Source organism: Paenibacillus elgii NBRC 100335 (assembly GCF_004000865.1).
Lineage (GTDB): Bacteria > Bacillota > Bacilli > Paenibacillales > NBRC-103111 > Paenibacillus_G > Paenibacillus_G elgii.
The window spans coordinates 37938-62030 of sequence record NZ_BIMB01000027.1 but is presented as its reverse complement, the minus strand read 5'-3'; the positions used below and the strand labels follow the sequence as shown (position 1 = coordinate 62030).

The window sequence follows — 24093 nt, the reverse complement described above, 5'->3', positions numbered from 1 at the left end:
TTGTGCGGTCGATAAAAATAATTTGACCTCCTATCATCATAGCCTATTTCAGCCTTGAAGGAAAATAGACTTCGCTGACGCAACAGTTATATTTCGGTAATACGAACCTGTCAGGGAGAAACGGACATAAAAAAGCCCGCTTCGCCGAACGATTAGTAACAACAGTTCCATAATAATTTCCTTCGGTACCGGCTCCCCGTTGAATTAATTGATCGTCCGCCGCTTGCGAACCGTAGTAGCTGGCTATACCTGGACGTGTTTCCATCATGCCAAACCTCTCCTTTGCTTATGTTTCGCCAACGCTTGCAGCACGTCGTTCATATTTTCTCGTAGGCCGGAAGACCGAAGGTCATCCAGACATCGGTGGTCACTTCGTGGACCTGGCCTTTTTAACTTCAGGGATGTTTTTCCATATGCTGTTGTTCATCAGTTCCTTCGCCTGCTCGTTCCGGCCTACCAATCACAGCTTAAAATAAATCATTCAGCTCTAAAACACCTTGATGCGCCTCTCTATCTACAAGACGAAGGTCCGTGGTATAATGGCACTACTTTAACGAAAACGTATTCAAACGGGAGATCCGCCTATGCCTTTGTTTTTTCGCCTTACGGCTTTAACCTGCGGCTTGTTTCTTCTTATTCTTTTGCAAGCTTCGGGCTATATTCGACCTCCCGTCCCTCTGCCGCCGCCCGAGATTGAAATTCAAACCGAGTGGTCGCCCGAAGAGCTGCAAAAGCCCCCGAACATCATCATCCTGCTGAGCGAAGCATTTTGGGACATCACTCAAATCAAAAGCCTGCAATTCAGCGAGGACCCGGCGCCGATGTTCCATGCGCTGCAGGAGAAATTCACCCACGGCACGCTGCTTTCCCCGATGTTCGGCGGCGGTACGGCCAATGTCGAGCTGGAAGTGCTGACCGGGCATTCGATGCGCTTTTTCCCGGAGGATTCCACTCCGTACGAGCAATACATCAAGCAGCCGACCGCTTCGCTGGCCAGCTTGTTAGCGGGACAAGGCTACAATACGACGGCGATCAGTCCGTTTTACCATTGGTTTTTCAACAGCTCGGAGGTATACAAGCATCTCGGATTTTCGCGCTTCATCAGTCTGGAATATTTCAATCCTGACGAGTATGTCGGCCCATACATCGGAGATCACGCCGTCGTGCGGCGCATCATCGAGGAGAGCGAACGAAATCCCGGCCCAGACTTCATTTTTGCCAACACGATGGAAAACCATTATCATTACTGGCCAGGCAAGTTTAAAAAGAACCATATCGAAGTGAAAAGCAATATGTCCAACGCGGTCACAGGCATTGCCGAGACGTATGCACAAGGTTTGTCGGGCGCCGACCGGGCGCTGCAGGAGCTGATTATGCATTTCAGCAGGGTGAAGGAGCCGACGATCATTGTTTTTTTCGGCGATCATCTCCCTTCCCTGGAAAAGCTGTTGGTTTATAAGGAATCGAAATACATCAGCGGCGAGGACGACCCCGACTTCTTGGAGAAAATGCATAACACTCCCGTTGTCGTTTGGAGCAACTATTTGCCGAAGGAAGCGAAAGAGGAGCTACATATGAGCCCGTCGTTTCTCGGGCCATACATTTTGAATCTGGCGAAGCGGCCGGGCAGTCCATACACAGACTTTTTGTCCGACCTGTACCGAAAAATGCCGGTGCTGCCGCCGAAAACGTACTATGAAGCGATGAACATCGACGTGAATCTGGTGCAGCAGTACGAGGATCGGCAGAAGGCCATCCTGAAGTTGGAGAAGCAGGCGGCCGCAAGCGGCGGAAGTGCAAGCGTGGCTGGTGTTGACGCAGCGGACAGCGGTGACAGCGTGGCGGGTAGCGACGGCGCGGACAGCGGCGACAGGAATAGCGCGACTGGCATGGCCGGGACGGTCGACAGCAGCACAAGTGACGCGGCGGGCAGTAGTGATAGTAACTCAGCGATCGATACTGGCGCAACTGGCGGCACAATGAAAGGAACGCCGCCGTTTATCCTCGGCTACGGCGAACCGCTGATCGAACGGGTAAGCCCTGATACCTTAACCGTCGGGGGCGATGTTTTCGGAAGATCGCAGCTTACCGTACATGGCGGAAGATACGGCCTTGGCAGCACCATCTTCATTAACGGCGAACCGCAGCAGACGACTTGGCAGAGCGAATCCTCGCTTAGCGTGAACCTGCCGAAGTCACTGACGACTAATGCCGCAACGCTGGACGTTCAAGTACGCGTCCTCGATTCCAAGAATCGGGTGCTGGCCGCCTCGCGAATCGTAAAGGTGCCGGTGCTAGAGAAGAAGCATTAAAAAGCCGAAGATGCGGCATCCCTTCTTCGGCTTTCTTAATCAGACGATCATTTATTCTCTCCTGAAATCATTCACCTGAAATAGCCCACATATAATTGCGCACCTGAAATGCTCTATCAGTGGCAAATCGAGCCATCTCAAAATCTTAGCGGAACTCAGATGCTCTACTTTTGTCGAAATTTCTCATCCACCTTCCAAACGGAGCACATAGCGCATCTGAGTTCCTTTATTTCCCAGAACACTTCTCCCCGCCGGCCATTAGTGGAAATGAGATGCTCTATTTCCATCCGCTGTAGAAAAAAAAAGCGAAGCCGATGCTCTAAAAAACACATCGGTTTCGCCGCAGTTTAACCGCCCGGACACCACGATGGTCCTGACGATTTCATAACCTTCCACACTGTAGAAGCCTGTCGACTCCTGCGCTTGCCCGGGAAATGGACGAAGCACAGCAGCCTCCCAAACAAGCATCTAGCCGCCCCAACAACCGGCCCCTCTTATGCCTCGCCGCGGTGCCATAGCCGCTGCAGCTCCGCATTCGATTCCAGCAGTTCTTCCAGTGTGCCTTGGGCATCGACGCGTCCGTCCTTCAGGACGACGATTCGGTCCGCTCGAGCCAGCGCCGCTTTGCGGTGGGAGATGACCAGGCAGGTCGCGCCTTGCCGCAATTCTTCGAGCCGCTCCCACAGCTTGCCCTCGGTATCGACGTCGAGCGCGCTTGACAGATCGTCGAAGACGAGCAGCTCCGCGTCGCGTACGAACATCCGGGCGGCTGCGGTGCGTTGGGCTTGCCCGCCTGACAGCTTCACGCCGCGCGGCCCGATGACCGTGTCGAGGCCATGCGGCAAATACCCCAGATCCTGCTCCAGCACAGCAGAGCGGATCGCCCGCTGGAGCTGCTCCGGCTCGGCATGCATGCCGAGCAAAATATTGTTCTCCAGCGTGTCGCTGTACAGCCGCGGGATTTGCGGCGTATAGGCGCTGCGCGGCGGAATGAAAAAGTCGTCCGGTTTCGCCACCGGCTCCCCGTTCCAACGAATAGCTCCCGCCTGCATAGGCAGCAGCCCGAGCAGCGTGCGCGCCAGCGTCGTCTTGCCGGAGCCGACTCGTCCCGTAATGACGGTGAACGAACCGCGCGGCAGCGTCAGGTCGATCCCTTCAATCCCCCGGCCTGTTTCGGGATAGCGGTATGTCAAGCCGCGTACTTCCAGCGTCTCCAAGGTCTTGCTGCCGGGAGCCGCAGTCCCTTCATTCATTTCCGGCAAGCTTCCCCGCAAATGCAGCGGATGGTATTCCGTCAGCCTTTCCTCGTCCGCCCCTTGCAGCAGCGTCACCAGACGGTCTTTCGAAACCGTGCTTTGTTTAAAGTAAGTCATGAACTTCCCGAAGTTTTGGATGAACTGCGTCACGAACGTGAGGTAATAAACGAACAGTGCGAAATCGCCAACCGTAAAGCTGCCGTCCCGCATCGATTGCGCGGCCAGCAGCAAAATCAATCCGGTGCCGAAATTAACCGCGTTGGAGAAAATCGATTCGAGCGTCGTGCTCAGCAACCGGTCCTTCAGCATCGCTTCCCGGCGCTGGTCGTTCAACCGCTTGAAACGGTCGATGACCCGATCTTCCGCGCCTGCCACCTGAATCGACTGCACCGTAGAGAACATTTCGCTAATTGCTCCGGTGACCTGGCTTGTCGCTTCCCGGCTCGCCGCCCGGTATTTTTGCAGCATTGTCGTCGACAATTGAGCGATCGTCACAACGACGACTAATGGCAAAAACACCCACAGCGTCATCTCTGCGTTAATGCGGATAAGAATGTAGCACGATACCGCAGCGAACAGCGTCATCCCGAACGAGTCCACCGACCAGCTGACCGTTTCCTCCACCTGCTCGACATCGTCCCGGAACGAGCTGATCGCCTCGCCCGGCGAGATCGGAATCGCCCGCGCTCCCGGTTCCTTGAGCACATGCCGCAGCAGGTTCCGGCGCAGCAGCGCCGCGACGCGAAATCGGAACTGGACGTCCGTGATAAAGCCGAACAAGATCAGCACAACCCGCGCCAGCGCCGCCATCAGCAGAAAGAGAACCAACGTCCAAATGCTGAAGCTGTAGGCGGAATGACCCGACAGCTCGTCGAAAAACGCTTTCGTCACAAGTCCGGGAACGATCGGGGCCAAATAAATCAAAGACCAAGCGAGCGCGTTCAAAATGTAAAGCCCCAACCGGTAACGCGTCAGCCGCCATAAAAAAGAAAAGGTCGTCATACCAGCATTTCCTCCATTCCGACCTTCAGCATCCGGCTGTAGCGGGAATCCGGGTCGGCCCCGAGCCTTGCCCGGTCTCCTTCCTCAGCGATACGACCGTTGTCGAGAATAAGAATGCGGTCCGCCCGCTGGATGGTCGCCAGCCGGTGGGCGATAATAATGCAGGTCCGGCCTTGCAGCAGCCGGTTCATTGCCCGCTCGATCCGCTGCTCGGTCGCCGGGTCCAGACGCGAAGAAGCCTCGTCGAGAATGACGAGTCCCGGATCGGACAAGAACACCCGTGCGAACGACAGCAGCTGCGCCTCGCCTGCGGACAATCCGCCGCCCCCGGACTCCAGCATCGTATCCAAGCCGCCCGGCAGCGAGCGAAGCCACGACTCCATCCCCAGCTCCCGAAGCACCTGTTCCACCCGTTCGTCGGAGATCGTCTCGTCAAAAAACGTCAGGTTGTCGCGCACCGTCCCTTGGAACAGCTCGATCGACTGGGTCACCATCCCTACCCGGCCGCGCAGCTGCTGCAGCTTCGCCTCCCGAATATCCGTCTCCCCGAGAACAATCCGTCCTTCTCCCGGATCGTAGAAACGCAGCAGCAGGCGCGCCAGCGTCGTTTTACCGCTACCCGTCCGGCCGAGCAAGCCCAGCACCTGCCCCGGCTCCAAGCGGAAGCTCACGTCCTGCAGCGTCGGATTATCCGCCTCGTAGCCGAAGCGAACACCCTCGAACGCCACGGACAGCGCTCCCTGCGGCACAGGCGTACCCGGTCCGTCCTGAATCACCGACTGTGTCTCCAGCAGCTCCTTCACCCGGACGATGCTGGCGTCCGCTTTTTGCAAATCCTCCATCTGCGTGCGGATTTGTTCGATCGGCTTGGCCATCAGCTCGGTATAGTAAAAGATCATGTACACGGTACCGAGCGTAATCGAGCCCTTTTTCCACAAATAAAAGCTCAACACAAACGCAACCGCGTTGCCGATCGCAAACACGATCAGGGTCGTGATCCACATCGACGCCCAACCGAAAAACGCACGCACGCGGACCGGCAGCCATTCGCGCAGCAGCTCGTGATACCGACGCATCACATACCCGGTTGCGCCGTTGGCCCGTGTATCCTCCGTCCCTTCCAGATGCTCGCCCAAGAAGCCGTAAAACTTCGCGCTCACCTGTCTCAGCTTCCCCCAATGAGGCACCGCAAACTTCCGGATATATTGGATGGCGACTATCGCGAACACGACAAAAAAGAGCATGCCGACGCCGATCAGCCATCCTTCCCGGAAGAGCAGCACCAGCATCCCCGCCACCAGCACGAGATTACTCAGCAGCGTAATGACGAAACTGGAGAAAAAATTGGACAAATTGTTGATATCCCCGTCCACCCGCTCAATGATCGCGCCGGATGTTTGCGACTTATGAAACGTCATATCAAGCTTTAAGCAATGATCCGCCACATCGCCGCGCAGCTGATTGGTTGCCTGCCATCCGACATTCGCGCCTACATACGTTGCGGCCACGGCAACAACCTGCTGAATCAGGGTGACGACAATGAACAGACCGCCTGCGATAAGCAAGGGTCTGGTGCTTGACTGGGACTGCGCCGTATCGATGAAATAACGGATAATTTGCGGGTTCGCCAACTGCATGGCAATGCCGCTTACGAGCAGTACGGCTAGCAAAATCATACTTTTGCGCTGGGACTTCAAGTAGCGGCTCAGCAAGAGGGCGTATTCACGAACCGGTATTTTTCGTATGGCTTTCCTCAACCTCTCCGTCCCTCCTTTATCGTACAAACATTCTACCACAGGAAACACTTGTTCGGCCATCCATTTCCAAAAGAAAAAAACAATTATAACCAAATTTCCAAACCCATCGGCAGCCACAGCGTTCGATAAGCCCCAAACGAAAAAGACGGCCGCGGTGCCGTATTTAACAACGACGCCACAAGCCATCTTCAAAACCCGGTTTCCTACGTGATCGAATGCTTCGTCTCGCTCCACCGCTCGTAGAACAGCATCCGGTCCCGCCGTACGAAGCAGAGCAGCGCATGGATGCCGAAGACAAGGTTAAGCAGCCCGGCGACGAGCAGCAGCGGGATCATCACCATCGAAGGGAGATGGTTCATTTCACCGCTGATAAACAGCACATTGGGACCGCCAACCCCAAAATACAACGAAACGCAGCGGACCAAAAGCGCGTGCAGCGTCAACCCGCCATCCCTTCCGTCCAGGCGAATGCGCACGACCCGCTTACCCAGCGTCCTGCCTTCGGCCAAGTAGGGCACGACGACAAAATAGAAGAGGACCGCACCAGCGAGCGGAAGCAGCATATGCCGCCCCAGGAAAAACAGAACGAACGGCGACAATACCGCCCAATCGATCAGCCACGCAACAAAACGGCGGGTGTAGCTGACGCGCGTAACGGACAGATCGACCCCCTCATCCAGCGTCTCGCTTTTGGGCATAAAAGCCGTCAGCCATGGAGCTATCGCATAACCGACCAGCCCGCCTGTCGTATTAAGCATCAGATCGTCCACGTCGAACAGACGGTAGGGGCAATCGTAAATGCCGTACAGCCCCGTTCCCTGCGTCACTTCAAAAAACAGCGACACCAGAAACGTCGTCACCGTCGTCCGCACAATGCGGCGCCGGAAATAATAGCGCAAAAACACGCCCAAAGGGACAAGCAGCAGCACATTGAACGCTACTTGCAGAAATCCCCGTTCCCCGAACACCTTAAGATAGGTTGCCGGATTGTTCCACTGCAGGCCCGTTTCCCGCAGAAAATCGCGGACAAACTGGAACGGCACCCATTGATTGAACGAGCCCGTCGTCCCGGTGCAAGTATGCCGGGTATCCGGCAGCGGCAGGATGACCAAGTACAGGGCGCACAATAAATACAGTAGAAATGAATACAGGACAATGACGCGTATTTTATTGACATAGCCGTATTTCCGGTACTGTACGATTAAAAACGGCAGCGTAAAGACGAACGCCAACAGTGGAAACGTCTGCAGCGCGAAACCGATTGGAAACAAATAAGCTTGAAGCATTGTCTTCACACCCATGCTGTAATATTTACTAAGAATTATAACGGAAATACGGCTTATATGAGTGACATTATTGTCACCTTGTATACGCAAAAAAACACGCCGAACATCAGCGTGTCATGCAATTTTGCTTTTTACAGCTCCTTGCGCATACGGACATGCCAGATTCCTGCGTCGAGGAACGGCTTGGTAGAAACCGTTTTGTAGCCTAATTTCTCGTAAAACGGCTCTGCCTGGGTCTGAGCGTCCAGGATGATCACCGGAACGTCCTGCGTTCGGATGTCCTCTTCCATCGCCTGAATGATCTGGCGTCCGAGCCCGTATCCGCGGTACGGCTTCATCACGGCAATCCGCTGGAGCTTGGCCGTCTTCCCGTCGTACATGATCCAGCGGGCAGCCGCGGCGGGCTCATTTCCGTTCATGATCAGAAAATGCTTTGCCGCGCTAGGCGAAGCATCGTAATCGTCCATCTCTTCTTCCGGCGAAACCCCTTGCTCTTCCACGAACACGCGAATACGCACGGCAAAGCAGTCGCGAAGCTGTTCTTCCGTATGTACAGGCACGATGCTCAAATCCATGATGTCTTTTCCCCCAAGCTATAACGTAAGTTTTTCTCCCGGCTGCAGCACCTGGCTCTGGATGCCTTTATCCCGAAGTCCGGCGGCGAAACGATCCGCATCCTGAACGATCGGCGGGAACGTATTGAAATGAAGCGGCACGACCGCTTTCGCGCCCAGCCACTCGGCGGCCTGAGCCGCATCGTCCGGTCCCATCGTAAATACGTCGCCGATCGGCAGGAATGCCAGATCGATTTTGTGGCGCTGACCGATCAGCTTCATATCGGAGAATAACGCGGTGTCCCCGCTGTGAAGAATCGTCAGCCCGTCCCACTTGATCACATATCCGCCGGGCATGCCGCCATAAATGATCTTTTTTTCTTCTTCCAGCACGATTCCCGAGCTGTGAAACGCTTGAATCATCTCGATCTCCGCAAATCCGATCGACGTTCTGCCGCCGATATTCATCGCGAAGGTGTTCAAACCTTGCCAGCTCATGTAAGTCGCCAGCTCAAACGTTGCAATGACCGTTGCATGATTGCTTTTGGCGATGGGTACGGTATCGAGAATGTGGTCGGGATGGCCATGGGTAAGAAGGACATATTCCGCCTTCACATCCTCGGGCTTGGTTGTCGCCAGACGGTTCCCGGAAATAAACGGATCGATGATTAAGGAATGCCCTCCGTGAGTCAATTGAACACAGGAATGACCATGATACCAAATCTCCATGCGACCAGCTCCTTCTTTTGATTCGAATAGTAGCTTTTACGAATTCTATTGTACCAAAGAGAAGACGTGAAACTCAAAAAGAAAGGTAGCCGTTCCTGACGGCTCCTTTCGCAGCTGCACCTATGCATCGTCAATCCTAGCTCGCAAACGCCTTTTTCAAAGCCTCCCGGACCCGGTCCTTGCTGAACGGCTTGACGATAAAGTCGCTTGCTCCCATCGAGACGGCCCGAATCAACAGCGCCTGCTGGCCCATAGCGGACACCATGATTACTTTTGCGTCGGGGTCCATATTCTTGATCTCTTCCAGTGCCGTGATCCCATCCATCTCGGGCATCGTAATGTCAAGCGTAACAAGATCCGGCTTCAATTCAGAGTATAATGTCAGCGCTTCCAGTCCATTGCTCGCCTCGGCTACCGTTTCGTAACCCAATTCCTGAATTACGTTTCTCAGTATCATTCGCATGAATAGCGAATCGTCCACGATCAAGATTTTTTTCACGCCGAACTGCCCCCACCCGTTGTTTTTGTACATAAAAAAATAAGACCGCCCCAAATGCCAAAAGGGAGGCCGTGTTCGACTATTTCCTCTTGTCCTTCGGCAGCTGGCTGACATCGTGATACACCTTAGTCCCTATAGCTTTGCGTCCTTGACTTTCGCCAAGTTTGCCATGTCTGTGACAAAAAACGATTGTAAATTGTATTATAAGCATCTGGTAGAAAAAATACAAGCATAACGCCAAATAAGACCTCTTCGCAACATCCCCGCCGTTGAAGAATTACGATTGAGAGGTCTTAGGCTTATGAGTTACGCAGGCTCAGCCGAACGGGCCATGTTTTGCAAATATCGCTCAAAATCATCCGGCGGCAGCGGCGGGCTGTAATAGTAGCCTTGCACCAGATCGCATTTTTTGTCGCGTAAAAAGTCGATCTGCTCCTGTGTCTCCACGCCTTCCGCGATGACCTGCAGGCCGAGATGGTGCGACATGGCTACGATCGTAGCGACAATCGACGCCCCGCTGGACTCGTGGGCAATGTCGCGTACGAACGATTGATCGATTTTCAGCTTGTCGATCGGGAACCGGTTCAAATAGCTGAGCGAGCTGTAGCCCGTGCCAAAATCGTCCATGCTGACCTGTACGCCGATTTGCTTCAGCCGGCGCAGCGTCGTTTCCGCATTGTTCGCGTCCGCGGCCATCATGCTTTCCGTAATTTCCAAATCGAGATATTTTGGCTCCAGGCCCGATTCCTGCAGCGCTTCCCGGATCGTTTCGATCAAATGCGGCTGCTCGAACTGCTTGTTCGACAGGTTGACGGAAACGGGCATCGGCGGGAATCCGGCTTCCTGCCACAATTTGTTTTGCCGGCAGGCCATGCGCAGCACGCGTTCGCCGATCAGATGGATCAGCCCGCTTTCCTCGGCAACCGGGATGAATAAGCCCGGCGATACGAGGCCCTGCTCGGGGTGCCGCCAGCGCACGAGCGCCTCGGCCCCGATCACCTGCCCCTGCATATTCACCTGCGGCTGATAATGCACCTCGAACTCGTCCCGCTCCAGCGCAAGGCGCAAGCCGTTCTCAAGCGCCAGCTTCTGTTCGGACGCTTCGTCCATTTCCGAGGAATAAGCCTGTATCCGGTTGCGCCCCTGCTTTTTGGAATAAAACAACGCGGAATCGGCATGCTTCAGCAGCATTTCCCCGTTAGCGGCGACAGACTGCACCGCGTAGCCGATGGTGAGGCTGAGGTGTACTTTGTGCGCTCCCAGCGTGAAGGGACGCTGGAGCCGTTCGTGAAGCTGCAGCGCTTCCGCAGCCGCTTCGCTCTCTCCTCCCTCAATTCCGCACAGCAGCACGGCAAACTCGTCGCTGCCGATTCGCGCGATGACCTTACCTTCGTCAGCGGTGTGGTGCAGACGGTCCGACAGCTGCCGCAGCAGCTTGTCCCCTTGCTTTTGCCCGATGGAGTCGTTGATCAGCTTGAAGCGGTCGATATCGATGACCAGAAGCGCCCTTTCGATTTCTTCTTCCGCCTCCGTCAGTCCGTTCAGCGTTTCCAGCAAATAACGGCGGTTCGGCATCCCTGTCAGATCGTCCCGATAGGCAAGGTCGTTAATCCGGCGCTCCGCTTGTTTCTTTTCCGTGATGTCTTGACATATCCCGAACAGACCGGTGACCTCCCGGTTCACGACAATGGGAACGCAGGTAACGCTGAGATCTATGGATTTCCCCTGTTTATGCTTGATGGTCATTTCAAACTTTTGGGGGATGCCCTTTACAGATTCCGCAAACCTCCAGTTCAGCTCATCGGTACTCCAAAGCTCCGAAATGCGGCTTAAGCTGCGTCCCACGGTCTCCTCCGCCGAATAGCCCGTAATCGCCTCGACCGCCGGATTCGCGGCGATGAATCGCCCTTCCAGATCAATGGAAAACACCGCATCCGTATTATAATCAAACAGCGATTGAAAATGCTGCTCGCTTTCGTGAAGCTTGGCCGCATGGTGCGCCAGCCTTTTGTCCACGAATGATGTCACAAGCGCAATCCCTAGCACCAATAGCGTCATCATGCCGATTACATAGGCGATCAACGACGTTTCCACGCTCAGCTCGTTGCTCATCCAATTCATATGATCCAGACTGATAAAGAGAGCTGCCCCCATGCCCGTGTAATGCATGCCCGAAATCGCCGCGCCCATTACAAAGCCGCTGCCGACTTTACGGTAAATGCGTGATCTGCCAATGTCATCGCGAAAATAATAGGTCAGCCACATCGCGGCCATGGACGCGATCACTGCGATAACAACGGATAGGCTCAAGACCAAAGGACGGTACTGAATGACCGCGTTCATCTTCATCGACGTCAATCCCGTATAGTGCATGCCTATGATGCCGAAAGCCATAAACAGACCGCCGACAGTCCAATTGCGCCATCCGAAATGTCTGCCCCCAACTGCAGCCAAGGCAATATACGAAGCGCTGACGGCAAATACCATGGAAAGCAGAACGAGGGAGACGTCGTAATGGACCTCCATCGGCATCCGGTAAGCAAGCATTCCAACAAAATGCATCGACCAGATCCCAAGCCCCATGGCCGTCGCTCCGCCGCAAAGCCATACTAACCGGGTACGTCCGCGTGCCGCATTGATTCTGCCGCCCATATCCAGTGCGGTATAGGAAGCCAGGACCGAGATCACATAGGAAAGAAAGACCAAAAACCAGTCATAGGTGCCGATCATTTGCTGCATAGTCTTTACCTTCTTTCCAATTTGATCCTTTTCTTTTCTATATTATACCTACGAGGCCTATATACCGTCTACATCTTTTTGTCGAAATAACTCGAATATCATAAAGATGTCGAAAAGACTGCTTTTCGAGCATGCAAAAGAAGCAGATCGGCAGACCTGCTTCTTTTTCGCTTCTGTTATTTATGCATCGGCACGTTTCGAGTTACCTGCGGACAACAGGCTACCTAGCGACAGCAGCGAGCTGCCGGCTATGGCCAAAGCCAGCGCCATGACGAAGAACGCCAAATCCAATTCGTACCCGGCCATCTGCGGACTTCCCAAAAATCCGCCGGCCCATTTCGCCTTCACGATCGCGCCGATCATGAGCAATGCGAACAAAGTAGAAACGGTCCGAGTGCCAAGGCCCAGAATCAGGGCGATTCCTCCGGCCACCTCGATAATCGCTACAACATAAGCGGCGAAGCCCGGAAGACCTATGCTTTCGAACCAACCGGCGATGTTGCCAATGCCGCTCTGAAATTTGACCACGCCATGAACCAAAAAAGAAATGCCTAGCACCAAACGGATCAACAGCAGACTAACCTCGTATTTCTTATTCAAAAGTTCTCTCTCCTTATTTCCTAAATAGTTATTGTTAAAATTGCAAACACATATAGCTGAGTGTGCCTAAATCATAGCTCCGATGGATCACCTGAGCTTGCCCTTCCCCGCTTCCCATCGCAATGAACAGCGGCACGAAATGCTCCGCTCTCGGCACGGCTTGACGGGCATACGGGGCTTGCTCCGCATACTGGAACAACGCATTCAAGTCGCCGGACTGCAGCTTCTCCAGCAGCCAGTCGTCGAAGGCAACCGCCCATGGCTCCGGCGTCTTCTGGCCCCAATTCAGCATCCGGAGATTGTGCACGGTTACCCCGCTGCCGATCACCAGGATGCCTTCCCGTCCCAGCCCGCGAATCGCCTCGCCGATCCGGTATTGCCCCTCAGGGTCAAGATAAGGATTCACTGATACTTGGACTACCGGAATATCCGCCTTCGGATACATGCGATGGAGCAGCGTCCAAGAGCCGTGATCGAGTCCCCTGACCGAATCGGTGCGGACATCGATACCGTTTGCCGTCAGCTTTTGCTCCAGCATCGCCGCGATCGCTTTGGACCCTCTGGCCGGGTACTTGACCTGATACAGTTCATCCGGGAATCCGCCGAAATCGTAGATCGTATCGTAGATATCGTCCGTCGATGAAATCGTCAACGTCTCGCTTTCCCAATGCGCCGTAAAGATGACAATCGCCCGGGGTTCGTACTGCTCGCCCAATTTCGCCAAAAAATCGGTATAAGGCGTCTGCTCGATCGCGAGCATCGGAGAGCCGTGCGCTAGAAATAAAGCTGGAATCATCATGCTACCCCCTAAGTAATAAGGTTACTTTATGTAAGTAAGTATATAATGATAATTTATCTATGTCAAGTAACTATATTTTTGTTTGCAACTATATTATTTTTGATAATCATACGGTATAATAGAGGTATAGCGAGGTGACGGGATATGAATCAGACTTCAGTGTGCCCCAGATTCGAAAAAGGCATGCGGATCGTCAGCAAGCGATGGGCGGGTCTCATTATCCATCAGCTGCTTAAGGGACCTCAACGGTTCTGCACCATCGAGACGGCCCTTCAGATTAGCGGTAGATTGCTATCGGAGCGGTTAAAAGAGTTGGAGCATGAGGGGATTGTGAAGCGGGACGTGTATCCGGAAACCCCCGTTCGCATCGAGTATTCTCTCACGGACAAAGGCCGTGCTCTGGCTCCTGTCTTCCGGGAAATGGAGAAATGGACGAGCGTATGGATAGAGCTCGATGAGGAACCGGCGGCCGATCCGCTTACGAAATAAACGCATGCAAAAAAGGCGCCCTTTGGCGCCTTTTTGCATTAATGAAACACCCACACGAAATCGCCAAACGCCGAGGACCAGCCGGCTTCCGTATCGCTGACAGAGCCGCTTTTGCGGCCTTCGGCATCCACGGTGACTTCGGCCGTGCGCCAGCGGTACTCGCCTCTCTCGTAGGCAAACGTTTCCCCGTCGTCGTCGAACAGCCGGAACATGCCCGGACTCGTGCCGTAATGGTGCAGCTCCAGGTCGATCTTCTCCCCGGCGCGCGGCGCATGGTCCATGGCAGCCATCATCGGAATCACCGCGCCGTCCTTCACGAACACCGGAATCTTCTCAAGCCCCGGTTGGACGTAAATCGTTCGGCCGCCTTCGAAGCGTTCCCCCGTATCGAAGTCGTACCAACCGCCTTGCGGCAAATAAACGGTCCGCCCGGTTTCCCCTTCAAACAGCGGAGCGACAAGCAGCGAATCGCCGAACATGAATTGGTCGTCCCATTCTTTATCCGCTGCGCCCCCGTAGGCGAATTCATCCGAGTCGAAACGGCCGCTGCCGGCCTGCGCACGCACGGACACGCCAGCTTCCAGAGCCATGGCCCTCACCGGAGGCACGCCCTCCGCCCAATAGCTGGCGAAGGTCGAATACAGATAGGGCAGCAATTGCATGCGCAAGCGAATGTAACGGGTAACGATGGGCTCGACCTCGGGGAACGACCACGGCTTCGTCCCGTCAGCCCATGCATTCAGCATGGCAAGCGGCGAGAAGCACACGGTCTGCATCCGGCGGACCCAATCCTCGCTGCTCCGCGCTTTTCGCACCTCGGGCGTCCAGAGCAAGCCGCTGAAGCCCGAATTGCACAACGCACGGACATAGTCGCGGTGATCGTACAGATCAGAATAAAGCACATAAGGAAGCGACGAAGCGACGCCTGCGGAAGCACGAACCAAGCCGTACGTCCGACGGTTATGGGAGCGGTACAGATCGTCGGTCATTTTCTGAAGCAGCAAGCCGTACAGCTGCCGCAGTTGCTCGCCGTCGCAGCCTGACGGGAAGCTTGCATGCGCAGGGAACATCCACGAATTGCGGGTCAGCTCGCTGCCGTCGCATTCGTCCAGCTTGTAGCCGGATACGCCGATCTTCACGTGCTCGCGTTCGTGTTGTTCCGTATATATCGCCTGCGCCTCAGGCAGCGTATAGTCCGGCGCCAGCCCGTGCCATACCGTGTGGGAGCCGGAAAGCGGCCGAAGCGCCTCGTAAATGGCCGCATCCGGCGACACGTACGGGTGCTCCCACAGGTTGATTTTGAAGCCGTCCTTCTCCAGGTCCCGGACAAATTGCTCCGGATCGGGAAACAGCTCCCGGTTCCATTCGTACGTTACCGGGTAGCTGCGGGTGTGCCAGCCCGGCTCCAGTCCGATGACATCGCACGGAATGCCCCGTTCCCGGAATGCCGCCGCTTCCGCGCGCACCTCGTCGGCCGTGTAGCTTTTGGGCACCCGGTGCCAGAAGCCAAGCCCCCAGCGCGGAGGAAGTGCGCCGCCGCCGAAATACAGGTTATAGCGGCGAACGGCGTCCAGCGGCGTCGGTCCGGCGAAAACATAAACGTCTACCCCCTCGTCGGCCACCGTAATTTCCACCCGGTCGCTCACAGGCGTCGCTTTCCACGACGAATCACGGTTGCGATCCTTCGCGTTCCCGGACAGGCCGCTATCGAACCGAACCGACGAGCCGCAGCACAGCGTCACGATGCGGGACGTATCCGCATATACCCCGTAGCCTCTGCTGGATACATAGAACGGAACGGGCGCATGCGTCTCCCCCGTATCCTGCTTCGGGTCGCTGTTGACGCGCAAATAACGCGTCCGCCCGCGGTGATTCAGCTTCAGCAGCTGCAGGCCCAGTCCGTACAGCGACTCCTCGCTTCCGAGCGGCAGTGCCACGACGATACGGCCGCCGACCCGCTCGATTTTCACATCCGCCGCATCGAACGGGAATTCGGCTTCGCCCATCGATTGCAAAGCCGCCGTTTTGGGAGTCCGGTTCATGACCGAAGCGGGAGACAGTATCGTAGGCTGTCCCGCCTTCAGCCGCCATATTCCCGGAGCTACCGCCTGCCAGCTCAATGTCGATTCTGTCATTTGCTTCTCTCCTTGGTCCGATTTTTATCCTATATCCCCGGCTATGTCGTCTTTAAGGGAAATACCTGATTCCAAGTATTGCTGCAATCCGAAAAGCCCTTTACGCCGTCCGATACCGCGGCAAACAGATGCGTGGGCTTGCCGTTCGCATCAAAAAGCAGAAACGGCCGCTCCAGATTGCCGAGCGTCGTCACCGTCCCGTCATCCCAGACAACGGTACGCGAGTACGCTTGGGGCTCCTCGCTTACTTCCCAATTCAGCCCGTCCCGGGAATGCGCGCGGATGCCGCCGTATTTTTCGCCGCAGACGGTGCCGTCCATATCTTTGGCAATCAATTCGTAGCCCTCCTCGGTCCGCCAAATAAACGGATCTTCGAGGTGGAACCGCTCCGGCGGAAAAACGGGCGTTTCCTGCAGCACCCGGTACGGGCCTTCGTAATGATCGGCCGCAGCCGCGCCGATGGTCATTTTGCCGTGAACGTTGCCTTCATACCGCCGCGCTTTATAGATCAGCAGCACGGAGCCGTCCTCGCCGACGCTCGGCGCCGGATTGGACGTCAGGAAGCTGTCGAACTTGCCGGGCCGCACGTCGAGAATCGGAGCGTCCCGCCGGGTCCACGGACCGAATACGCTGGTTGCCGTGGCGAGGCCGATGCGCTTGTTCGCTCGTGCCACGATAGTCCGAGGATCGTTCAGGCCTTCGAACGTTTCCGGATCAGGATCGCTGAGCGGATGCGTCGAACCCATATAAAACAGCAAATACCGGTCTTTATGCTTCACGATGTGAGGATTGTGCGTACTGCGCCCATCCCAATATTGGGCGCCGCGGGCAGGCAGCATGACTTCCTGAAAAACATATGGCCCTTCCGGCGTATCCGACACGGCACGGACCACCTCGGATTGCAGAAGCCAGCCCGGATGCATCGGGAGCGACTTCGGCCAGCGCGAAGCGAACATATGATATTTTCCGTCCTCTCCTTGCACGACGGAACCGCACCATACCCAATACCCTTCCATCCGAAAGCCGCCATCTCGCGGCGCCGGCAGCATTTCCCATTTCATCCCGTTCGCCTCTCTTTTCTCGAAGTAAGATTGTTTTGAGTCGTTAAAAATGCTTCATGGCGGAGACCGCGGACTTCATTTTCTTTTTCCTGAATTGCGAGGGCGACTCGCCTTTGCGCTCATGAAACAGCCGGGAAAAGTAGGACGTCGTCCAGCCGACGCTTTCGCTGATTTCCGTCACGGTCATGCTCGTCGTTTCGAGCAGCTCCATCGCTTTGAGCAGCCGCACTTCCTGCAAATATTGAATCGGGCTCATCCCGAGCCGCCGGTTGAACAACCGTATGATGTAATGCGGGTGGAATCCGAAGCGTTTGGCCATATCGTCGAGCGTGACTTTGGCCGCATAATGATTGCGGATGTAATCGGCCATCGGAAACGGACCGCCGCCGGATAAAGCTTGCTCGGAGCGAAGCTCGTGAGTCAACGGCTTCCGCCCCGTACCCAGCCGCGCCAAAGTAAGCAGCACTGTCTTGACTGCCGCATCCATCCGGTAGGACGCCAGGGGATCGTCCGTATCGCCCGGCAATCCGCCCGCTTGCAGCCAATATTCGATGTCGGACACCGCGGCCGAACCGCAAGCTCCCGTCCATGGCATGGCCCGGACGATCCGCTCCAGTCCGCCGTCGCACAATTCGAACCGGACGCCGAGCGCCCGCCCTTCCGTCGACAACGCGAGCTTGCAACCGTATTCCGGAGGGACGAGATAATAGTAGCCGGAAAGAACGACGAACGATTCCGCATCCATCCGCAGTTCTCCGCGGCCTTTCAATGCCAATAACAATAAATAAGCCTCGCCGTTCTTCCTGTCGGAAGGCACTTCGTTATGGCATCCGCCGTCGAAGCTGTAGAACCCGGTAGCCCGAAGCCCGGCGTCCCTCAACTCGATATGCGTCATGTCGATCCCGTTCATGGAAGCCCTCCTTTGCTTGGGCGCGAACCGCTCCCGCTGCCGGTCCGCACACCGGACTCTTCTCGAATCGCTAGGGAATACGCCAACGATGCCATGCTTGCACGGCGGTTCTTTCCTTGAAAGCTTCGGCGCATCTTGACTTTTCTCTTGTTCTAAGCTCATCTTAACCGGAATCGAAACGCAAATAATTACGGAGTTTTAAGATCAGGTGTCGCTCTTTTGCTATGCCATCCCAATGCTCCGCTGCTGCCAAGGGATATTTTTTCGGCCCATTGACAACGATCAAGTTACGTAATAATATATTTTTACGTAGCAAATACTGTTTTACGGAGATGAACCACTGTGACCGAAGACATATTGGAAAGCTTGCGGATTGAAGCCCCGGAGCAAGCCATGGCGCTGCTCAATCCGCTGCGGGCGGATATTGCCGCCCGGCTGGCGGCACCCGCTTCCGCGGCAGAAGTGGCCCGGGCGATCGGGGAAGCGCCGCAACGGATCAACTACCACTTGAAGGCGCTGGAGAAAGCCGGGCTCGTGCGCCGGGTCGGTACGAGACAGGTACGCAATCTGGTCGAGGTGCTTTATCAAGCCGTCGCCAAGACGTTCATCCTGTCCGATCAACTGGGAATGAAGCCGGAGACGGTCCGCCGTCTCAAGGACCAAGGCTCGCTGTCCCATCTGGTTCAAACGGCAGAGCGCATTAAGCAGGATGCGCTGCTCCTGATGGAGCATTCGGACGAAGGCCAGGACATTCCAAGCGCGTCGCTGCAGTTTCAAATCTCTCTCCGGGATGCGGAGGAGCGGCACGCTTTTGTCGAGGAGTACGCCTCCCTTGTCCGGCAGTTGACCGCCAAGTACCGCAAGCCGGCAAACGAAGCAGAACCGGCAGACCCGTATCAGGTCGTGCTGGCCGTGTATCCGCAAATCGATCAATCCTCGGGAGGGAATGAGTAATGGAACGCGAACGAGAGCACGAAACAAAGCAGAGCGAAGCAACCGAAGCTGGCGGAGCCAACTCCCCAGCCGTCGTGTGGCAGTGGTCCGAGCCGCAAAAGGACCGGGAAGCCGAACGAGGCCGCCGGCCAGTGACGCATTTGGACGACTACCGGCAGGCCGGAAACGATCGCTCGGAAGCGACCGTAACCCGCTGGCCGCTACCTTCGCGAACCGGAGAACCGGGCGCCGAGGAAGTTCTCATCATGGTCTCCTCGGGCTTTACTACACGCAGCCAACGCGGCCTAAGCCGTGGAGGCACAACTATTCAAGCGCTGGCCGCCTGAGCGGTCTAAGCCACACAAGGAGGGTATCAGGCATGAACTATGTACCGGTCGTCGTAGAACAAACCGGCCGCGGGGAGCGTTCCTACGATATTTATTCCCGCTTGCTGAAAGACCGCATCGTCTTTCTCGGAAGCGAGATCGACGATCAAGTCGCCAACTCGATCACCGCTCAACTGCTGCTGCTGTCGGCGGAGGACCCCGAGAAAGACATTCATCTCTACATCAATTCGCCGGGCGGTTCGACCACTGCAGGCTTCGCGATTTACGATACGATGCAGTTCATCAAACCCGACGTGTCGACCATCTGCGTCGGTTTCGCCGCCTCCTTCGCCGCCGTTCTGCTCGTCGCCGGAGCCAAAGGCAAGCGGTATGCGCTGCCTAACGCCGAGGTCATGATTCATCAGCCATGGGGCGGAATGAAAGGGCAAGCATCCGATATGAAAATTCATGCCGACCGCATCCTCGATACCCGGGACCGGCTGAACCGGATCGTTTCCGAGCGCTCGGGACAGCCGCTGGAGAAGGTGGCGCGGGATATGGACCGCGATTACTTCCTGTCTGCGGACGACGCGGTGACCTACGGCCTGATCGACAAGGTGATGCAGCCTTAAGGCAGCGAATAAGGATCGGGGCTTCTTTCAAGGAAGCCCGGTCCTTTTTTTGTATTTGCCCCCATCGCTTCCGCCCCTCTCTTCTGCAGCAGGCTTATAAATCTCGCCTAAATTATATATGGAAACGGAAACACCCGAACATGGAATATTCTCATCTGTTTTTGGTTTTTATTCAGGTTTTTGGGAAACGGCTTATGACGCTGCTTGTTCTTTTGTATATTAAATCATTTCATGTTAAAAAAATTTGTAGTATGATGGACAAGTTCAAGCACTGCAAACTGAGGCATGTGGAAGGAGTCTGCGAATGGAAGGCGATCTGCTAGTCGGGCTGCTAAAATTAATTCTGATCAACATCGTGCTTAGCGGAGACAATGCCGTCGTCATCGCTTTGGCCTGCCGCAATTTGCCGGCGGAGCAACAGAAAAAAGCTATATTCTGGGGGAGTTTCGGAGCGATTTTGCTGCGGATCGTCCTTACCTTCGTAGCCGTCTGGCTGCTGAAAGTTCCGTTCGTGCAAGTGGCCGGAGCGCTGCTGCTCCTGTATATCGCCGTGAAATTGTTAAAGGGCGAAGATAACGCCGAAACCTTGAAATCCAGCAGTAAGATCGGAGAAGCGATCAAGACGATCATCGTTGCCGATCTGGTTATGAGTCTCGACAACGTGCTTGCGGTAGCAGGTGCCGCCGGCGGAAACCTGCTGTTAATCGTAGTGGGACTGGCTATCAGTATCCCGCTGATTGTCTGGGGAAGTCAGCTGCTGATGCGCCTCATGAACCGTTTTCCTTTCATCGTTCTGCTCGGAGCGGCACTGCTTGGCTATACTGCAGGGGAAATGACGCTTGGCGACAAAGCCGTCGGTCATTGGATTGAGACAAGCTTCCCTGCCGGTCACTACGTGCTGCCAATCGCACTGGCTGCCGTGGTTGTCGTCGTCGGCAAGCTGGCGGGCCGGAGGCAGGAACGCGAACACGCCAAAAAAGAAGCGGAAAAGCACGCCGTTTCCTAACCAAAAAGCACTCTTCATCCCGTACGACGCGCATGGCGCCGCCGGCTGACGAAGAGTGCTTTTTTTCATCGGAAACCGTTACGTTCGGTTAGGCTGCGTGAACGCCAAGCTTTAAGGCAGCGGCTGTGCAGGTACATTCGAGATGGTGACAGCCTCCGTCTTCAAGTTGTTGCCCGCTTGTTTGAGCCGGAGGTTCGCCGAACCGTTCGTTCCCGACTTGATCTGAACCGTCAAATCTTTCGTAGCCTTTCCTTGGCTGTTGGCCGTAAGCGAGAAATTCGCGCTGTAGCCGTAGCCCGACGGCCACGAGCCGTCCGCATTGCGGATTTTCGCCACTTGGGTTCCGCCTGTCACATAAATGCCAAGGCTCAAATCCGATACCGTAGTCCCTGGAGCCAGGTTGTCCACGACGACACGAATCTGGAACTCTTGGGCGTTCGGGAGCGGCTCCTGCTTGACGAAGCTGTACGCCGGATTGCCGACCACCGACCCGGTGCCGTACGATCCCGACTTGAACGTCGAACGGTCCCACCATTTATATCCGGCCGCCGGCGTTGCCCACGGCTCAGGCTTCGGCTCGGTCGAGCTTGCCGGATCTTCGAACGGCAGCAGCGCAGTCGGTTGGTCCAGCTGCAGGTTCGGGACTTGATTCAGCTGCGTGTAGCTTTCCTTTTTGGAGAGCCAGTTTACGATGTTCACCAGCAGCTTGCCGTCGTCCTGTTCCTTGAAGCCGTCGTAAGTCGTTTTGGCTTGTCCCGTTTCTTCACGGCGGTATTTCGGCGTGGCATCCTCAACCGGCGACGAATCGCCGATGAACGCCGCCTTGCCGGCAGCCACTTTGGCAACAGCCGCATACGGCCCTTCCGCCTTCCCGCCGCCGTTATATATGCCTTGATCCACCGCATTCGGCCAAGCGGCGTTCGTCTGCGGCAGGTATACGATGCCTTTTGCCTTAAGAGGATCGATGATGGCAAGAGTCGAACCGGCATGCATCGCGACCGTCGAGACGCCTTGGGTAATCCCGAACGCCTGGTTAGGCGAAACGATCTGGTTAGCCGTAACGTCTCCCAGCGCATTGTACCGGAAACGGACGCCAAAATTCGTGGCGAGCCAATCCGAGCTGGCCACTCCCTGCATGGCGTCGGAAGCACGCTCTTCGGCGCTCATGCCTTTCGCCGGATCGGTCCAGGCTCCCCGCCGGTAGCCGTTCATCACTTCGGAGGCATCCCAGCGATTTTTGTTACGGTCCGCGTTATAATGGTCGGCGACGAAAAAAATGCTGCCGCCATTCCGAACATACTGCGACATCGCGTCCTGCTCGCTTGTTTTGTAAGGAATGTTGGCCTCTCCGATCACGAACACGTCGTAGCCGCTCAAGTCGTTCAGTGTGATCGGCGTCGTTTTGCGGAGCTCCTTGACGTAATAGCCATTGTTCGCGAGCGCATTGGCAAAATCCGAGAACCCTCCGTCAATAACCCAATCTGCGGCCCCCGCCGTCTGGCCGTGCGTGTTATCAAACAAAATCTTTTTGCCCGCATTCTCGTTCACGACCGTAGGATTAATGAACGGAGCAGGGTCCGTCGGCCCTTCCGCCAGCGCCTTCGGCGCCTCCCCTATCCATCCCGGCAGCGGAAGGAGCAGCGAAAGCGCCAGTGCCGTCTTTGCAAGAACAGTTTTAAAGGATCTCATCAGTTACCTCCAGTATTTTCTATATTGGGGCATACTGCCCAAATCTATTTTACCATTTTGTAAAAGATTAGGAGATTAATTTTTCGTAAAAAAGCTAAACGAAAAGCGGTTCACAAGTCGGTGACATGCTCCTCATTCCCTTCCTCTTGACGCATGGCTTCGAGTTCGCCGCGAAACCTTCGTTCGATCGCTTCCTTGTCGCCATATACGAATAGGATATCTCCCTCTTGAAGGGCCAGCTGCAGACATCCGCTGCGGATTTTCGTTTCTCCTCTCTGTACGAACAAGACGCGGATGTCCTCCTCCGGACAACAAACTTCGCGGAGACCGCGCCCTGCCATAGCGGACCCCTTGCAGATCGTAATGCGGGTAAATAAATCGCTGCCCGTAAAATACAACACTTCCTCGATCGGCAGCTCGTGCAGCTCGAATTCCTGCTTGAGATGCTTGTGGAACCGCCGCTTCAAGCTGTTGACGATGTGCTTGTTTTTGGTTGCCAGCAAAACGGCGCCGAACAATAACGTCAAGCCTGCCAGCTGCGGCACGCGGAAGCTTTGGGCCAATAGATTGCTGAGGGTAGAGATCATCACTGCGAGTGAGAACACCCCGAACAGGATGAGAAATACGCCGATCTTACGCCGGACAGGGTGCCGCAGAATCAACTCCGACTCCTTGGTAGTAAACCCGGTGGAGGTTAACATGGAGACTGCTTGGAAGCGTGCGATTTCGTTGTCGAGACCGGTGACGATTAGCAGCATGACGGCAATTTCCAGCACGATAAAAATCAAGACAAAATAGATCAAGATGAAAATAAAGCCCATTCCCCCGGCTCCTCTCTATCCGTTCTATTCTCTTCATTACCATGCTTGTCCGCCAGTGAACCCCGTGCCGCCCGCGCCAGCTGCCTTTTTATCGCTGACTACGGCGGTGAAGTTCGCGAATTTAGAGGAACTGCGATGCGCTATACTTTCCATATTCGTCGGCCCGGCCAAAATAACGCATCTGCAATGAGCTATCGGTCTCGTTTTGGGGAGCATGAACATTTTTCGACACACTTAAAGCATCCTGCTTCCTCTATGCCAGCACCATCATGTTAAAGTTCCGATTAACGCATCGCCTTTCCTCTATCCGTACATAAAAACAAGCCGCCCCTTCGCCCGGAAAGCGGCAGCTTGGACTGCGGCTATCCCGAGGCAAAAGAAGCGGCGCTTCGGCATCGACGGCCAGCGGCAGTACCGGGCAAACTGCCCGCTGCACGCTAGAACGTGTTGTAAATGTTTTCGCACTCTTGCCCGATCGGCTGGTAGAAGCATGATACTTACAGAGTACTGCCGTACTTGCCGATAGGTGATTGTCGCCAGCGAAAAACCCGGCCGGAG

The 24093-nt window shown here is 55.5% G+C and carries 20 protein-coding genes, 1 pseudogene and 1 riboswitch; of the genes and pseudogenes, 6 read left to right on the top strand and 15 right to left on the bottom strand.

The window, feature by feature from the left end; genetic code table 11:
- Positions 1–43 precede the first annotated feature (43 nt).
- On the bottom strand, positions 44–268 hold the full coding sequence (locus PEL01S_RS19855; protein WP_127461534.1) for a hypothetical protein: 225 nt from the start codon (positions 266–268) through the stop codon (positions 44–46).
- A gap of 316 nt (positions 269–584) precedes the next feature.
- Here PEL01S_RS19855 and PEL01S_RS19850 point away from each other — a divergent pair, with 316 nt between their 5' ends.
- Positions 585–2312: a sulfatase-like hydrolase/transferase gene (locus PEL01S_RS19850; protein ID WP_127461533.1), complete on the top strand. Its 1728-nt coding sequence runs from the start codon at positions 585–587 to the stop codon at positions 2310–2312.
- Positions 2313–2806: 494 nt separating this feature from the next.
- Here PEL01S_RS19850 and PEL01S_RS19845 read toward each other — a convergent pair whose 3' ends face one another.
- The 9 genes from PEL01S_RS19845 to PEL01S_RS19805 form a co-directional block, all read right to left on the bottom strand.
- Positions 2807–4570: an ABC transporter ATP-binding protein gene (locus tag PEL01S_RS19845; RefSeq protein ID WP_127461532.1), complete on the bottom strand. Its 1764-nt coding sequence runs from the start codon at positions 4568–4570 to the stop codon at positions 2807–2809.
- Complete coding sequence (locus PEL01S_RS19840; protein WP_371860718.1) at positions 4567–6387, bottom strand: ABC transporter ATP-binding protein; 1821 nt, start codon at positions 6385–6387, stop codon at positions 4567–4569. The genes PEL01S_RS19845 and PEL01S_RS19840 overlap by 4 nt, the downstream gene beginning before the upstream one ends.
- A gap of 143 nt (positions 6388–6530) precedes the next feature.
- Positions 6531–7613 (bottom strand): VanZ family protein, encoded by a 1083-nt coding sequence (locus tag PEL01S_RS19835; protein WP_127461530.1) that lies wholly within the window; start codon positions 7611–7613, stop codon positions 6531–6533.
- A gap of 131 nt (positions 7614–7744) precedes the next feature.
- Positions 7745–8188, bottom strand: a complete 444-nt coding sequence (locus tag PEL01S_RS19830) for a GNAT family N-acetyltransferase (RefSeq protein ID WP_127461529.1) — start codon at positions 8186–8188, stop codon at positions 7745–7747.
- 18 nt (positions 8189–8206) lie between these two features.
- Positions 8207–8896, bottom strand: a complete 690-nt coding sequence (locus tag PEL01S_RS19825) for a metal-dependent hydrolase (RefSeq protein WP_063179429.1) — start codon at positions 8894–8896, stop codon at positions 8207–8209.
- A gap of 136 nt (positions 8897–9032) precedes the next feature.
- Positions 9033–9428: a response regulator gene (locus tag PEL01S_RS19820; protein ID WP_063179582.1), complete on the bottom strand. Its 396-nt coding sequence runs from the start codon at positions 9426–9428 to the stop codon at positions 9033–9035.
- A 62-nt stretch (positions 9429–9490) separates the two neighbouring features.
- Positions 9491–9574: riboswitch (cyclic di-GMP riboswitch) on the bottom strand.
- Positions 9575–9701: 127 nt separating this feature from the next.
- Complete coding sequence (locus tag PEL01S_RS19815; RefSeq protein ID WP_127461528.1) at positions 9702–12134, bottom strand: EAL domain-containing protein; 2433 nt, start codon at positions 12132–12134, stop codon at positions 9702–9704.
- A 180-nt stretch (positions 12135–12314) separates the two neighbouring features.
- Entirely contained in the window at positions 12315–12734 is a 420-nt protein-coding gene (locus PEL01S_RS19810; protein WP_127461527.1) for a DoxX family protein, read from the bottom strand.
- A 34-nt stretch (positions 12735–12768) separates the two neighbouring features.
- The gene (locus tag PEL01S_RS19805) at positions 12769–13530 is read right to left on the bottom strand and encodes a DODA-type extradiol aromatic ring-opening family dioxygenase (protein ID WP_108530614.1); all 762 of its coding nucleotides are present in this window, start codon (positions 13528–13530) and stop codon (positions 12769–12771) included.
- 147 nt (positions 13531–13677) lie between these two features.
- Between PEL01S_RS19805 and PEL01S_RS19800 the strand changes: the two genes are divergently transcribed.
- Positions 13678–14022, top strand: coding sequence for a winged helix-turn-helix transcriptional regulator (locus PEL01S_RS19800; protein WP_063179423.1), 345 nt, complete (start codon positions 13678–13680; stop codon positions 14020–14022).
- A gap of 38 nt (positions 14023–14060) precedes the next feature.
- Here PEL01S_RS19800 and PEL01S_RS19795 read toward each other — a convergent pair whose 3' ends face one another.
- From PEL01S_RS19795 to PEL01S_RS19785, 3 genes are read right to left on the bottom strand one after another with little or no spacing between them, the layout of a single operon-like run.
- Complete coding sequence (locus tag PEL01S_RS19795) at positions 14061–16157, bottom strand: glycoside hydrolase family 31 protein (RefSeq protein ID WP_127461526.1); 2097 nt, start codon at positions 16155–16157, stop codon at positions 14061–14063.
- 41 nt (positions 16158–16198) lie between these two features.
- Positions 16199–17218: a glycoside hydrolase family protein gene (locus PEL01S_RS19790; protein WP_127461525.1), complete on the bottom strand. Its 1020-nt coding sequence runs from the start codon at positions 17216–17218 to the stop codon at positions 16199–16201.
- Between the two features lie 43 nt (positions 17219–17261).
- Entirely contained in the window at positions 17262–18128 is an 867-nt protein-coding gene (locus PEL01S_RS19785; RefSeq protein ID WP_163768015.1) for a helix-turn-helix domain-containing protein, read from the bottom strand.
- A 342-nt stretch (positions 18129–18470) separates the two neighbouring features.
- On the opposite strand from PEL01S_RS19785, the gene PEL01S_RS19780 reads away from it, so the two are divergent.
- The 4 genes from PEL01S_RS19780 (at position 18471) to PEL01S_RS19765 (ending at position 21025) form a co-directional block, all read left to right on the top strand.
- Entirely contained in the window at positions 18471–19082 is a 612-nt protein-coding gene (locus PEL01S_RS19780; RefSeq protein WP_164824299.1) for a helix-turn-helix domain-containing protein, read from the top strand.
- Positions 19082–19408, top strand: a complete 327-nt coding sequence (locus tag PEL01S_RS19775) for a hypothetical protein (RefSeq protein ID WP_127461523.1) — start codon at positions 19082–19084, stop codon at positions 19406–19408. Before PEL01S_RS19780 ends, PEL01S_RS19775 begins: the two co-directional genes overlap by 1 nt.
- 32 nt (positions 19409–19440) lie before the next feature.
- Entirely contained in the window at positions 19441–20019 is a 579-nt protein-coding gene (clpP, locus tag PEL01S_RS19770; RefSeq protein WP_036681016.1) for an ATP-dependent Clp endopeptidase proteolytic subunit ClpP, read from the top strand.
- A gap of 304 nt (positions 20020–20323) precedes the next feature.
- Positions 20324–21025 carry a TerC family protein gene (locus PEL01S_RS19765; RefSeq protein ID WP_127461522.1) on the top strand — a complete coding sequence of 234 codons (702 nt, stop codon included), beginning with the start codon at positions 20324–20326 and terminating at the stop codon, positions 21023–21025.
- 114 nt (positions 21026–21139) lie between these two features.
- Here PEL01S_RS19765 and PEL01S_RS19760 read toward each other — a convergent pair.
- Positions 21140–22714: pseudogene (locus tag PEL01S_RS19760) on the bottom strand (endonuclease); the annotation flags it as partial.
- A 110-nt stretch (positions 22715–22824) separates the two neighbouring features.
- A complete protein-coding gene (locus tag PEL01S_RS19755) occupies positions 22825–23535 on the bottom strand; it encodes a TrkA C-terminal domain-containing protein (protein ID WP_063179402.1) in 711 nt (236 codons plus the stop codon).
- Positions 23536–24093: the final 558 nt, after the last annotated feature.

Coding starts and splice junctions, on each gene's coding strand:
- PEL01S_RS19855 (WP_127461534.1), bottom strand. CDS start 268: ATGATGGAAACACGTCCAGGTATAGCCAGCTACTACGGTTCGCAAGCG.
- PEL01S_RS19850 (WP_127461533.1), top strand. CDS start 585: ATGCCTTTGTTTTTTCGCCTTACGGCTTTAACCTGCGGCTTGTTTCTT.
- PEL01S_RS19845 (WP_127461532.1), bottom strand. CDS start 4,570: ATGACGACCTTTTCTTTTTTATGGCGGCTGACGCGTTACCGGTTGGGG.
- PEL01S_RS19840 (WP_371860718.1), bottom strand. CDS start 6,387: ATGGCCGAACAAGTGTTTCCTGTGGTAGAATGTTTGTACGATAAAGGA.
- PEL01S_RS19835 (WP_127461530.1), bottom strand. CDS start 7,613: ATGCTTCAAGCTTATTTGTTTCCAATCGGTTTCGCGCTGCAGACGTTT.
- PEL01S_RS19830 (WP_127461529.1), bottom strand. CDS start 8,188: ATGGATTTGAGCATCGTGCCTGTACATACGGAAGAACAGCTTCGCGAC.
- PEL01S_RS19825 (WP_063179429.1), bottom strand. CDS start 8,896: ATGGAGATTTGGTATCATGGTCATTCCTGTGTTCAATTGACTCACGGA.
- PEL01S_RS19820 (WP_063179582.1), bottom strand. CDS start 9,428: ATGTACAAAAACAACGGGTGGGGGCAGTTCGGCGTGAAAAAAATCTTG.
- PEL01S_RS19815 (WP_127461528.1), bottom strand. CDS start 12,134: ATGCAGCAAATGATCGGCACCTATGACTGGTTTTTGGTCTTTCTTTCC.
- PEL01S_RS19805 (WP_108530614.1), bottom strand. CDS start 13,530: ATGATTCCAGCTTTATTTCTAGCGCACGGCTCTCCGATGCTCGCGATC.
- PEL01S_RS19800 (WP_063179423.1), top strand. CDS start 13,678: ATGAATCAGACTTCAGTGTGCCCCAGATTCGAAAAAGGCATGCGGATC.
- PEL01S_RS19795 (WP_127461526.1), bottom strand. CDS start 16,157: ATGACAGAATCGACATTGAGCTGGCAGGCGGTAGCTCCGGGAATATGG.
- PEL01S_RS19790 (WP_127461525.1), bottom strand. CDS start 17,218: ATGAAATGGGAAATGCTGCCGGCGCCGCGAGATGGCGGCTTTCGGATG.
- PEL01S_RS19785 (WP_163768015.1), bottom strand. CDS start 18,128: ATGAACGGGATCGACATGACGCATATCGAGTTGAGGGACGCCGGGCTT.
- PEL01S_RS19775 (WP_127461523.1), top strand. CDS start 19,082: ATGGAACGCGAACGAGAGCACGAAACAAAGCAGAGCGAAGCAACCGAA.
- clpP (WP_036681016.1), top strand. CDS start 19,441: ATGAACTATGTACCGGTCGTCGTAGAACAAACCGGCCGCGGGGAGCGT.
- PEL01S_RS19765 (WP_127461522.1), top strand. CDS start 20,324: ATGGAAGGCGATCTGCTAGTCGGGCTGCTAAAATTAATTCTGATCAAC.
- PEL01S_RS19755 (WP_063179402.1), bottom strand. CDS start 23,535: ATGGGCTTTATTTTCATCTTGATCTATTTTGTCTTGATTTTTATCGTG.